At 64.9% G+C, this 12,068-nt stretch carries 10 protein-coding genes; 5 read left to right on the plus strand and 5 right to left on the minus strand.

Features of this window, described 5'->3' with window-relative positions:
* Window positions 1-6: 6 nt before the first annotated feature.
* On the minus strand, window positions 7-933 hold the full coding sequence (locus tag WBR68_RS03920; RefSeq protein WP_127183861.1) for a LysR substrate-binding domain-containing protein: 927 nt from the start codon (window positions 931-933) through the stop codon (window positions 7-9).
* Window positions 934-1,191: 258 nt separating this feature from the next.
* Between WBR68_RS03920 and WBR68_RS03925 the strand changes: the two genes are divergently transcribed.
* The 5 genes from WBR68_RS03925 (at window position 1,192) to WBR68_RS03945 (ending at window position 6,399) form a co-directional block, all read left to right on the plus strand.
* Window positions 1,192-2,181 (plus strand): Bug family tripartite tricarboxylate transporter substrate binding protein, encoded by a 990-nt coding sequence (locus WBR68_RS03925; RefSeq protein ID WP_050445970.1) that lies wholly within the window; start codon window positions 1,192-1,194, stop codon window positions 2,179-2,181.
* A 70-nt stretch (window positions 2,182-2,251) separates the two neighbouring features.
* The gene (locus WBR68_RS03930) at window positions 2,252-3,127 is read left to right on the plus strand and encodes an N-formylglutamate amidohydrolase (protein WP_230693584.1); all 876 of its coding nucleotides are present in this window, start codon (window positions 2,252-2,254) and stop codon (window positions 3,125-3,127) included.
* 397 nt (window positions 3,128-3,524) lie between these two features.
* Window positions 3,525-4,643: a Re/Si-specific NAD(P)(+) transhydrogenase subunit alpha gene (locus WBR68_RS03935; protein ID WP_050445972.1), complete on the plus strand. Its 1,119-nt coding sequence runs from the start codon at window positions 3,525-3,527 to the stop codon at window positions 4,641-4,643.
* Window positions 4,644-4,645: 2 nt separating this feature from the next.
* On the plus strand, window positions 4,646-4,963 hold the full coding sequence (locus WBR68_RS03940) for an NAD(P) transhydrogenase subunit alpha (RefSeq protein ID WP_008164347.1): 318 nt from the start codon (window positions 4,646-4,648) through the stop codon (window positions 4,961-4,963).
* Window positions 4,960-6,399, plus strand: a complete 1,440-nt coding sequence (locus WBR68_RS03945) for an NAD(P)(+) transhydrogenase (Re/Si-specific) subunit beta (protein WP_050445973.1) — start codon at window positions 4,960-4,962, stop codon at window positions 6,397-6,399. Before WBR68_RS03940 ends, WBR68_RS03945 begins: the two co-directional genes overlap by 4 nt.
* A gap of 115 nt (window positions 6,400-6,514) precedes the next feature.
* On the opposite strand, the gene glcF is transcribed toward WBR68_RS03945, so the two are convergent.
* From glcF to WBR68_RS03965, 4 genes are all read right to left on the minus strand, one after another.
* Window positions 6,515-7,750, minus strand: a complete 1,236-nt coding sequence (glcF, locus tag WBR68_RS03950; protein WP_230693585.1) for a glycolate oxidase subunit GlcF — start codon at window positions 7,748-7,750, stop codon at window positions 6,515-6,517.
* Between the two features lie 6 nt (window positions 7,751-7,756).
* Complete coding sequence (gene glcE, locus WBR68_RS03955; protein WP_127183858.1) at window positions 7,757-8,863, minus strand: glycolate oxidase subunit GlcE; 1,107 nt, start codon at window positions 8,861-8,863, stop codon at window positions 7,757-7,759.
* Between the two features lie 11 nt (window positions 8,864-8,874).
* A complete protein-coding gene (locus WBR68_RS03960; RefSeq protein ID WP_230693586.1) occupies window positions 8,875-10,374 on the minus strand; it encodes an FAD-linked oxidase C-terminal domain-containing protein in 1,500 nt (499 codons plus the stop codon).
* Between the two features lie 162 nt (window positions 10,375-10,536).
* Window positions 10,537-11,946: an FAD-binding oxidoreductase gene (locus WBR68_RS03965; RefSeq protein ID WP_050445977.1), complete on the minus strand. Its 1,410-nt coding sequence runs from the start codon at window positions 11,944-11,946 to the stop codon at window positions 10,537-10,539.
* Window positions 11,947-12,068 lie beyond the last annotated feature (122 nt).

Genomic DNA, 12,068 nt, shown 5'->3' on the forward strand with positions numbered 1-12,068 from the left:
ATGCGGCTATTTTAGTTCGGACACGGCGTCTTCCCGGGGCTGCGGCTCGGCCGCCCGGGAGACTTCCATCAACCAGGCGCGAAACGCCTGCAAGGTGGGCAGGTTGGCTTTCTGCTCGGGATAGCACAGGTAATAGCCCATGCGCGCGCGGATCGGCAGCTTCATGGCCACGGCCAGCTTGCCGTCGCGCAGTTCGTCTTCAATCAGGCAACGCGGGATCAGCGCCACGCCGAAACCGGCGGCGGCCGCCTGAGACAGCAGCGCGTATTGGTCAAAGCGCGCCCCTTCCAGGCTGCGCCGGCTATCGCAGCCGGCCTGCTCGAACCAATCGCGCCAGCCTTCCAGCGCCGACGTATGGTGCAGCAGCGGATAGGCCAGCAAGGCTTCGGGCGAGGGGCAGCCGCCCGGGATCAGGCGGGGGCTGCACACCGGCACGATGTCGCGGCCCACGATGTAGTCGGCGCCACTGCCTGGCCACAGGCCTTCGCCAAAGCGCACGGCGGCATCCAGCTCAGGCGTGGAAAAATCATAGCCCTGGCGGTGCGGCAGAAACTCCACATGGATGTCCGGGCGCAGCCGCATGAAGGCAGTCAGGCGCGGAATCAGCCAGCGGGCGCCGAACGTGGGCATACAGGTCAGGTTGAGCGTGCCGCCCTGCCCCTGGTGCGCAATCAGTTCAACGGTGGCGGCTTCGATCTGGCCCAGGCCCGCCTGCACCTTGGTCAGATAACTGCGGCCCGCCTCGGTCAACACCAGGCCTTGCCTGATGCGCAGGAATAGTTCGACGCCGACGAACTCTTCCAGATGTTTCACCTGTTTACTGACCGCGCCCTGCGTGACACACAATTCCTGCGCCGCGCGTGTGAAGCTGCTGTGCCGCGCCGCGACTTCAAACGCCTGCAAATCGGTTAATGAGGGACAGAAACGTCGCATTTAATGCCCCCACACAGCGTGGGGCTCCCGCCCCAACGGGGCTTGATCGGGGATGCCATCCCCTGCCTTCGAGGTGCCGCCGCGCGACGGAAAAGTTACACAAAAGTAACGCCCGATCCGTGTCGGCAAACAAGAGGCATGAAAAAAAGTCATAGCTTACGGAGAAACTTTCGTTTGCGCAAACCGCCCCGCCAGGAAAGAATCATTGCGTTTGCGTCTGCCTTTGCGCATCCGCTTTCCAATTTATTAGGGGAATCCATGCAACGCCGTAACGTAGTACTGGGCCTGTGTGTCGCTGCCGCGACCCTGGCCACGCCGCTGACCTCGGGTATCGCGCACGCTGAAGACGCGTATCCCAGCAAGCCCATCCGCCTGATCGTTCCCTTCCCGCCCGGCGGCACCACCGACATCGTCGGCCGCCTGTTCGCGGACAAGCTGGGCAAGGAACTGGGCCAGACCGTGGTGGTTGAAAACCGCGGCGGCGCCGGCGGCTCGATCGGCAGCGCCTTCGTCGCCAGCAGCGCGCCGGACGGCTACGTCCTGGGCATCGCCACCGTCAGCACCCACGGCATCAACCCGGCCATCTACCCGAACCTGCCGTTCGATGGCGAGAAGGACTTCACGCCCATCTCGAACCTGGCTGCCGTGCCGAACATCATGACGATCAACCCCAAGGTGAAGGCCAAGAACATCGCCGAACTGATCACGCTGGCCAAGAGCGAGCCGGGCAAACTGACGTATGCGTCGGCCGGCAACGGTTCGGTCTCGCACATGATGGGCGAACTGTTCAAGATGGCCTCGGGCACCGACCTGATGCACGTGCCCTACCGTGGCGTGGGCCCGGCGCTGAATGACGCGCTGGCCGGCCAGGTCGACGTCATGTATGACAACCTGCCGTCCTCCCTGCCGCATGTGCAATCCGGCCGCCTGATCGCCATGGCCGTCGCCGCGCCCAAGCGCGTGGCTGCCTTGCCTGATGTGCCCACGTTTGCCGAAGCCGGCCTGCCGGCCGTGAACGACTCGTCGTGGTTTGGCCTGGTTGCCCCGGCCAAGCTGCCGGAGCCCATCCTGGCCAAGCTGAACGCCGCCGTGCAGAAGGTCAGCGCGGAAGCCGACGTCAAGTCGCGCCTGGAAGCGCTGGGCGCCGCGCCCGCCGCCAACAGCCCGGCAGACTTCAGCAAGCAGATCGCCGCCGAAATCGCCAAGAACAAGCGCATCGCCAAAGAAGCCAACGTGAAGATCGACTAAGCGGTCTTCGGCCCCCGCCGCGCCGTCTTCGGCCGCGGGGGCCTCCGATTCACGAACGCAGTACCTCTATATGCGAATTACCCAACCCCTGTCTTACCGGCTCGACCTTCCGCAGCAATATCCGGATTCGGACTCCTCGGCCCCGCTTGTGCTGGACTCTCCGCACAGCGGCACCGCCTACCCTCCGGACTTCGCCGCCGCGGTGGACTTTGGCGCGCTGCGCACTGCCGAGGACACCTGGGTTGACGACCTGTGGGGCGATGCGCTTGATCTGGGCGTACCGATGGTGGCCGCCGCGTTCCCGCGCGCCTACATCGACGCCAACCGCGCACCCGACGAGATCGACGAATTGCTGCTGGACGAAGCCTGGCCCGACGCCATCAATGCGTCGCCTAAGGTGAAGCTGGGCAAAGGCCTGATCTGGCGCATGCTGGATGACGGCACGCCCTTGTACACACGCAAGCTGACGGTGGAAGAAGTGCGCCACCGCATCAACGCCTGCTGGAAGCCGTACCACGCCGCGCTCGGCCAGGTACTGGATGCCGCCCACAAAAAGTTCGGCAAGGTCTGGCATATCAATTGCCACTCCATGCCCAGCGTGGCCGGCGCCTTCGCCACCGATCGCCCCGGCCTGGTCCACCCCGACTTCGTGCTGGGTGATCGCGACGGCAGCACCAGCGACCCAGCCTTCCGTGAATTCATCGCGGCCTGGCTGCGCGAACGCGGCTACAACGTGACCGTGAACGACCCCTACAAGGGCGTGGAACTGGTGCGCGCCTTTGGCCGCCCCGAAGAAGGCCGCCACAGCCTGCAGATCGAAATCAACCGCAAGTTGTACATGGACGAAGTCACGCTGCGTCCCACCGAAAACTATGGCCGCCTGAAGGCCGATCTGCGCAACCTGACCGCCGCGCTGATCAACTGGACTCGCGCGCAAACGGCCTGACGCCGGACGTTTACGCGCAAGTGCCGGCCAGCGGCGTGGTAAGACTGGCCGGAGCAAGTGGGCTGCATAGCCCAAGCCCCATGGTTCGCCATGGGGCTTTTTTTCGCCCTATAAAAGCCCTCAACCAAAAGAACTAACCGCCCCTGCCGCCCAAGACGCGCGCAAGCAACGAACGCGCCAGCAGGAAGCCGGCCCGCCGCCGGGCCGCTCCCAAGGCGGGCCAGCCCCCTCGGGGGCAGCAAGCGAATGCAATGAGCGCAGCGTGGGGGCACACACCCTCGGGCCGCTCCCAAGGCGGGCCAGCCCCCTCGGGGGGCAGCAAGCGAATGCAATGAGCGCGGCGTGGGGGCAGGATTAGCGTGTATAACTACGGCGAACCTTCTGAGGAGAGGCGTCGATGCACATCGGGATACCAAAAGAGACCCGAGACGGGGAAACCCGTGTCGCAGCAACACCGGAGACCGTCAAGAAGTACGTAGGCGGCAAACACACCGTTGTCGTGGAGCGTGGGGCAGGCGACGCCGCCCGCTATCCGGACGACGCCTATGAGGCCGCGGGCGCCACGCTCGGTTCCACCCAGGATGCCCTGGGCGCGGAACTTGTCCTGAAGGTTCGCGCCCCCTCCCCCACCGAATTGCCCCAGATGAAGCCGGGCGCCGTCGTCATCGGCATGCTCGACCCATTCGACGCCGAAGGCATTGAACACATGGCCGCCGCGGGGTTGACCGGCTTTGCCCTGGAGGCCGCGCCACGCATCACGCGCGCGCAAAGCCTGGACGTGCTGTCTTCGCAGGCCAACCTGGCCGGCTACAAGGCGGTGCTGCTGGCCGCCCACCATTACGGCCGGCTGATTCCCATGATGATGACCGCCGCCGGCACGCTGAAGGCCGCGCGCGCCGTCGTGCTGGGCACGGGCGTGGCCGGCTTGCAGGCTATTGCCACGGCCAAACGGCTGGGTGCGGTGGTCGAAGCGTCCGACGTGCGGCCCGCCGCGCGCGAACAGGTGGAGTCGCTGGGCGCCAAGTTCATCGACGTACCTTTCGAGACCGACGAGGAACGCGAAATTGCCGAAGGCAAGGGCGGCTACGCGCGCGCCATGCCTCCCGGCTGGATGGCGCGTCAGGCGGCGCTCGTGTCCGAACGCTGCAAGCAGGCCGACATCGTCATCACCACCGCGCTGATCCCCGGCCGCCCCGCCCCGACCCTGGTGTCCGCCGACACCGTTGCCGCCATGCGGCCCGGCTCGGTACTGGTCGACCTGGCTGTCGAGCGCGGCGGCAATTGCCCGCTGTCCGAAAAAGGCCAGATCGTTGAAAAGCATGGCGTGACGATCATCGGCCTGACCAACCTGCCGGGCCTGGTCGCCACCGATGCGTCCGCGCTCTATGCGCGCAACGTCATGGACTTCCTGAAGCTCATCATCAATGCGGACGGCGCGCTGGCGATCCAGCGCGACGATGAAATCGTGGCGGCCTGCCTGGTATGCGAAGGCGGCAATGTGACGCGGAGGACTTGAACATGGAAGCGATCAACCCCACCCTGATGAACCTCATCATCTTCGTGTTGGCCATCTATGTTGGCTACCACGTCGTCTGGAATGTCACGCCCGCGTTGCACACGCCGCTGATGGCGGTCACCAATGCCATCTCGGCCATCATCATCGTGGGCGCCATGCTGGCGGCCGCGCTGACCGAAGGCGGGCTGGCGCGCGGCATGGGCGTGTTCGCCGTGGCGCTTGCCGCCGTGAACGTATTCGGCGGCTTCCTCGTGACGCGGCGCATGCTGGAAATGTTCAAGAAAAAAGATCGCAAGCCGGGCAAGGAGGACGCGAAATGATCTCGCTGAATCTGGTCACCCTGCTTTATCTGATTGCTTCGATCTGCTTCATCCAGGCGCTCAAGGGCCTGTCGCACCCGACCACGTCGCGGCTGGGCAACGCCTTCGGCATGGCCGGCATGGCGATCGCGGTGCTGACCACGGCGGCTCTCATCATCGGCCTGGCGCGCGAGGGCACCGCCACCATCGGCCTGGGCTGGGTCGTGCTGGGCCTGTTGGTGGGCGGCTCCATCGGCACCTTGATGGCGCGCCGCGTCGAGATGACGAAGATGCCCGAACTGGTCGCCTTCATGCACAGCATGATCGGCCTGGCGGCGGTGGCCATTGCGGTGGCGGTGGTGGCCGAACCGCATGCGTTCGGCATCGTGCCGGCCGGCATGCTGATTCCCACCGGCAACCGCTTCGAGCTCTTCATCGGCACGTTCGTGGGCGCCATCACGTTCTCGGGCTCGGTCATCGCGTTTGGCAAGCTGTCGGGCAAGTACAAGTTCCGGCTGTTCCAAGGCGCGCCCGTCGTCTTTTCCGGCCAGCACATGCTGAACCTGGCGTTGGCGTTGGTGATGCTGGGCTGCGGCGTGTGGTTCATGCTGACGCAGGAATGGACGCCCTTCATCATCATGACGCTGATCGCCTTCGTGCTGGGCGTGCTGATCATCATTCCGATCGGCGGCGCGGACATGCCGGTGGTGGTGTCGATGCTGAACAGCTATTCGGGTTGGGCGGCGGCCGGCATCGGCTTTTCGCTCAACAACCCGATGCTGATCATCGCCGGTTCGCTGGTGGGGTCGTCCGGCGCCATCCTGTCCTACATCATGTGCAAGGCGATGAACCGCTCGTTCTTCAACGTGATTCTGGGCGGCTTCGGTGGGCAGGCCGGTGGCGCGGCGGATGCGGGCGCGGCGCAGCAACGCAGCGTCAAGTCGGGCAGCGCGGACGATGCGGCCTTCCTCATGAGCAACGCCGAAAGCGTCACCATCGTGCCGGGCTACGGCCTGGCCGTGGCGCGCGCGCAGCACGCGCTGAAGGAATTGGCCACCAAGCTCACCGAGCGCGGCGTGACGGTCAAGTACGCCATCCACCCCGTTGCCGGCCGCATGCCCGGTCACATGAACGTGCTGCTGGCCGAGGCCGAAGTGCCCTACGACCAGGTCTTCGAAATGGAAGACATCAACAGCGAGTTCGCGCAGACCGACGTGGTGCTGGTGCTGGGGGCCAACGACGTGGTCAACCCCGCCGCCAAGAACGACCCCAAGTCGCCCATTGCCGGCATGCCCATTCTTGAGGCCTACAAGGCGCGCACCGTAATCGTGAACAAGCGCTCCATGGCCTCGGGATACGCCGGCCTGGATAACGAGTTGTTCTACATGGACCGCACGATGATGGTGTTCGGCGATGCGAAGAAGGTGCTGGAAGACATGGTGAAAGCGGTCGAATAGAGCGCCTGCCACGCATCGAGCATTGTTCACCGTCCACGAACGCCTGAGCCCGGGCGTTCGTGGCAGGCGGCCCAGCACTTCCCCGCAAGGCTTGTCCCGCCCACAAGGTCTCGCCTTATCCCGCAGCCGCCTGGCGCAGCTGCTCGTCCACCACTTCCACCCAATGCCGCACCGGCGTATCCGTGCCGCTTTGCAGATGACCGATGCAGCCGATGTTGGCCGACAGAATCACATCCGGCCCGCCCGCCGCGATGGCGCTCAGCTTGCGGTCGCGCAGTTCCAGGGCAATCTCCGGGTTCAACACCGAGTACGCCCCCGCCGATCCGCAGCACAGATGCTTGTCGGCGAATGGCTGCAAATCAAAGCCCAAGTCCACCAATAGCTGCTCGGACAAGGGCCGCAAGCCCTGCCAATGTTGCAGCGTGCACGGCGGATGAAAGGCGGCACGCACGCCATCAGGCAAGCGCGCACGCAGTTGCGCGGCATGCGGCGCCACGATTTCGGCCACGTCCTTGACCAGCGCAACGATGTCCGCCGCCTTCTGCGCGTAGGCGGGATCATGCTTCAAGTGATGCGCGTATTCCTTCACCATCGCGCCGCAGCCGGACGCATTCATGACGATGGCTTCGACCGCGCCGTCCTGCACCAGCGGCCACCAGGCGTCGATGTTGGCGCGCATCTGCGCCAGCGCCTCCTCTTGCGCATCCAGATGGAAGCTGACCGCGCCGCAGCACCCCGCGCCCGGCGCAATGCGCGCACCGATACCCACGGCGTCCAGCACCCGGATGGTGGCGGCGTCAATCGTGGGCATCATGGCCGGCTGCACGCAACCTGCCAGCATCAGCACTTGCCGCGCGTGCCCCGCAACCTGGGGCAGCACGCCCGCGTCGCGGCGCTCGGGCACCTTGCGCTTGAGCGCATCGGGCAACAGTCCACGCATCGCCTGCCCCACCCGCATCGCGGGCGCGAACAGCGGCGACAACATCGCCCGGCGCAGCAGGTTGCGCTTGGTCCTGTCCGCCCAGGAACGCGGCACACGCTCGTCGACGATCTTGCGGCCGATATCGATCAAGTGACCGTACTCGACACCCGACGGACAAGTGGTTTCGCAATTGCGGCAGGTCAGGCAGCGGTCCAGATGCCGTTGCGTGGATTGCGTGGGCGGCGCGCCCTCCAGCACCTGCTTGATCAGATAAATGCGCCCGCGCGGGCTGTCGAGTTCGTCGCCCAGCACCTGATACGTGGGACAGGTGGCCGTGCAGAAACCGCAATGCACGCACCGACGCAGAATGGCGTCGGCCTCGTTGCCCAAGTCGGTGTCGCGGGCCCAGGATGCCAGGTTGGTTTGCATGACGCGCTATAGCTCCAGAACCAGGCGGCCAGGGTTGAACAGGCTGGACGGGTCAAGCTCCTGCTTGAGCCGGCGGGTAATCGCCGCGACGCCAGGCGCCAGGGGATGGAAGACACCGTCAGCCGGCGGCTTGGTATTGCCAAGACGGAACAAGGTGGCGTGCCCGCCCATCCTCGCGGCGGTCTCGCGCAGCGTGGCCGCGTCGTGCTGGCCGGACAGCCAACGCTGCCCGCCGCCCCATTCAATCAGGGTCTGGCCCAGCCCCAGCACGGCGGCGGTGGGCGGCAAGGCAAGACGCCACAAGGGGCGGTCCGGCTGAAAAAATTCATGGGTCTGCTCGCGCAGGGACTGCCACCACGCATCGGCCGCGTCGGGCGCCAGCGGGTCGCCCCCCACGACGCGCCGTGCGCTGGCGATTGCCGGCGGGGCGCCCGACAGGCGCACGTGCATGCTGCCTTCGGCGTTGTCATCACCGCCCGTCCAACTGGTGGCGGAAATCGGCAAGGGCTTGCCACGCCATAACGCAAAGCTGGCCAAGGCCTGCGCCTGCGTGGCGGGCAGCACCAGCGTCAGCTCTTCCATGGGGCGGGGCACCACCTTCAACGACACATCCAGAATGGCGCCGAAGATGCCGTGCGATCCGGCCAACAGGCGCGACACATCGTAGCCCGCAACGTTCTTCATGACTTCACCGCCGAACGACAGCATCCGCCCTTCTGAATCCAGCAGCCGCGTGCCGAGTACAAAATCACGCAGCGCGCCAGCGCTCATACGGCGCGGGCCCGACAGGCCCGATGCCACGCACCCGCCCACCGTCGCGGCTTGGGCGAAGTGCGGCGGTTCAAAGGCCAGCATCTGTCCGTTCTCGGCCAGCGTCGCTTCCAGTTCAGCCAAGGGCGTGCCCGCGCGCACGGTCACCACCAACTCGGACGGGTGGTAGCTGACGATGCCGCGATACGGTGTCATATCCAACAGGCAGTGGCCGTCTTGCGGCGTGACCGGGCGGTAGTTGCCGTAGAACGCCTTGCTGCCGCCGCCCATCACAAACAGCGGTTTGTGGCCGGCACGGGCCGTCATGACCTGGTCGCACAATTCCGACAGGACAAAATCCATAGGGATACGTCCTAGAAACGAGCGAGATCGGGGAACCGCAACTCACCCGCATGGACGTGCATCTTGCCGTATTCGGCGCAGCGGGCCAGCGTGGGAATGACTTTTTCAGGATTCAGCAGGCACGGCGGGTCGAACGCCCGCTTGACCGCCAGGAACGCGTCGAGTTCTTCGCGAGAGAATTGCACGCACATTTGATTTATTTTCTCCATACCCACACCGTGCTCTCCGGTCACGGTGCCTCCTACCTGCACGCACAGCTCAAGAATGGCCGCGCCGAATTTCTCGGCACGCTCCACCTCGTCCGGCTTGTTCGAATCAAACAGAATCAGCGGGTGCAGATTGCCGTCGCCCGCATGGAACACGTTGGCGCAGCGCAGGCTGAACTCGTCTTCCATTTGCTCGATGGCGCCCAACACGCGCGCCAGGTGGCGCCGCGGAATCGTGCCATCCATGCAGTAGTAATCGGGCGACACCCGGCCTGCCGCCGGAAACGCGTTCTTGCGGCCCGCCCAGAATTTCAGGCGCTCGGCTTCCGATGTGGACACCTGGCAGCGTGTGGCGCCCGCATCGCGGAATACCGCTTCCATCCGCGCAATCTCGTGCGCCACTTCGTCGGGTGTGCCGTCAGACTCGCACAACAGAATGGCTTGCGCGTCCATGTCGTAGCCCGCGCGCACGAAAGGTTCCACCATGTGCGTGGCGCGGCGGTCCATCATTTCCAGGCCGGCGGGAATCATGCCCGCCGCGATCACCTGCGTAACGGCATTGCCCGCCGCCTCGACGCTGGAAAAACTGGCCATGACGACCTGCGCGCAAGCAGGCTTGGGAATCAGTTTCACCGTCACTTCGGTGACCACGCCCAACATGCCTTCTGAACCGATGAAAACCGACAGCAGGTCCAGGCCCGGGGCATCGGGCGCTTCGGAACCCAGTTCTACGATGTCGCCGTCAATCGTGACGACCCGCACGCGCAGCACGTTGTGCACGGTCAGGCCGTACTTCAGGCAGTGCACGCCACCAGAGTTTTCAGCCACATTGCCACCGATGGAACAGGCGATCTGGCTGGATGGGTCTGGCGCGTAATACAAGCCGTAAGGGGCCGCCGCTTCGGATATGGCCAGGTTGCGCACGCCGGGCTGCACAACCGCCGTGGCGCTCGCCAGATCGATATGCTTGATGCGGTTGAATTTGGACAGCCCCAGCAACACGCCCTGGCTGTGCGGCATGGCGCCGCCCGACAAACCGGTGCCCGCGCCACGCGCCACCACCGGCGCGTTCAAGCGTTTGCAGATCCGCATGACGGCTTGCACGTGTTCTTCGGTTTCAGGCAGTGCAACAACGGCGGGCAGCGCGCGATACAACGACAGGCCGTCACATTCATAGGGACGGGTATCTTCTTCGCGGAACAATACGCAGTGCGCGGGCAACGCGGCCGACAACGCCTCGATGAGCTGCTGCAACGAATAAGGCGCCTGCACTTGTGCCAGGCCGGTTTCGACCAGTGAATTCATGAGCGCAACAATAGCGCGAGCGCACTATGAAAACAGGCCGGGATTTACCCGCATCCATGAGATTACCGACGCGCACGATACGTAACCAGCAGTAATGGCGCGCGCATCAGACGCAAAAAAGCCGACGGCGAAGCGTCGGCTTTTCGGGGTGCGCGGGGCGTTTTACCAGGACACGATCTTGCCCGGGTTCAAGATGTTGTTCGGGTCAAACGCATGCTTCAGGCTGCGCATCAGTTCAAGCGCATCGTCGCCATGTTCTTCCGCCATGAACTGCATTTTGTGCAGGCCCACGCCGTGCTCGCCCGTGCAAGTGCCGTCGGCGGCGATCGCGCGGCGCACCAGGTTGTGGTTGATCGTTTCCGACTCTTCCCATTCCTTCGGATTGTCGGCGTCCAACAACATCAGCACATGGAAATTGCCGTCGCCAACGTGGCCGACGATGGTGTACGGAAAACTGGCGCGCTCCAACTCTTCAACGGTATCGCGCACGCAATCAGCCAGGCGCGAGATCGGCACGCAGACGTCGGTGGTGCTGGCGCGGCAACCGGGCCGCAGTTGCAGGCCGGCGAAGTAGGCGTTGTGGCGCGCCGTCCACAGGCGACTGCGATCTTCGGGGCGTTCGGCCCATTCAAAGTCCATGCCGCCATGTTCGGCGGTAATGGCTTGCACTGTTTCGGCTTGTTCCTGCACGCCGGCCGGGCTGCCATGAAATTCGAACACCAGCAGCGGCGTTTCGCGCAGGGTCAGCTTGCTGTACTGGTTCACCGACCGCACGCTGGCGGCATCCATGAATTCCACGCGCGCGATCGGCACGCCCATCTGGATGATCTCGATGACGCTTTGCACGGCGTCGTCCAGCGTCGGGAAGTTGCAAACCGCGGCCGATACGGCTTCAGGCTGCGGATACAGGCGCACGGTGACTTCGGTGATGATGCCCAGCGTGCCTTCGCTGCCCACGAAGATGCGCGTCAGATCGTAGCCAGCGGATGATTTGCGCGCGCGGCCCGCCGTGCGGATGATGCGACCGTCGGCCGTCACCACGGTCAGCGACATGACGTTTTCGCGCATGGTGCCGTAGCGCACGGCATTGGTGCCTGACGCGCGCGTGGCGGCCATGCCGCCCAGGCTGGCGTCGGCGCCCGGATCAATCGGGAAAAACAAACCGGTGCTGCGAATTTCTTCATTGAGCTGCTTGCGCAGCACGCCGGCCTGCACCGTGGCGGTCAGGTCTTCGGCGTTGATGGCCAACACCTTGTTCATCTGGGACAGATCAAGGCTGATGCCGCCCTGGATCGCCAGGATATGGCCTTCCAGCGACGAGCCGGCGCCATAGGGGATCAGGGGAACGTGATGCTCATTGCACAGCTTGGCAACCGCGGCCACGTCTTCCGTGCTGTGCGCGAAGACCACGGCGTCAGGCAGCATGGCGGGGTACGGCGATTCGTCGCGGCCGTGATGTTCACGGACGGCGGCGGACTCGGACAGGCGGTCGCCAAAGCGCGCGCGCAAGGCATCCAGACAGGCGGCGGGCACCGGACGGCGCAACGTTTCAGCGTGCAAGGGAGCGTTCATGATCAGCGTGTTCTCGGGGAGTCGCAGGGGTTTGCGAGGGTTCGCGGGATCTGCGGGGTTCGTCAACCCGAATATTCTACGCCGCTGCGCATGCTGCACCGCAAACCGCCCCAGGAAGACGG

It is taken from the genome of Achromobacter sp. JD-1, from assembly GCF_038594925.1.
Lineage (GTDB): Bacteria > Pseudomonadota > Gammaproteobacteria > Burkholderiales > Burkholderiaceae_B > Achromobacter > Achromobacter spanius_C.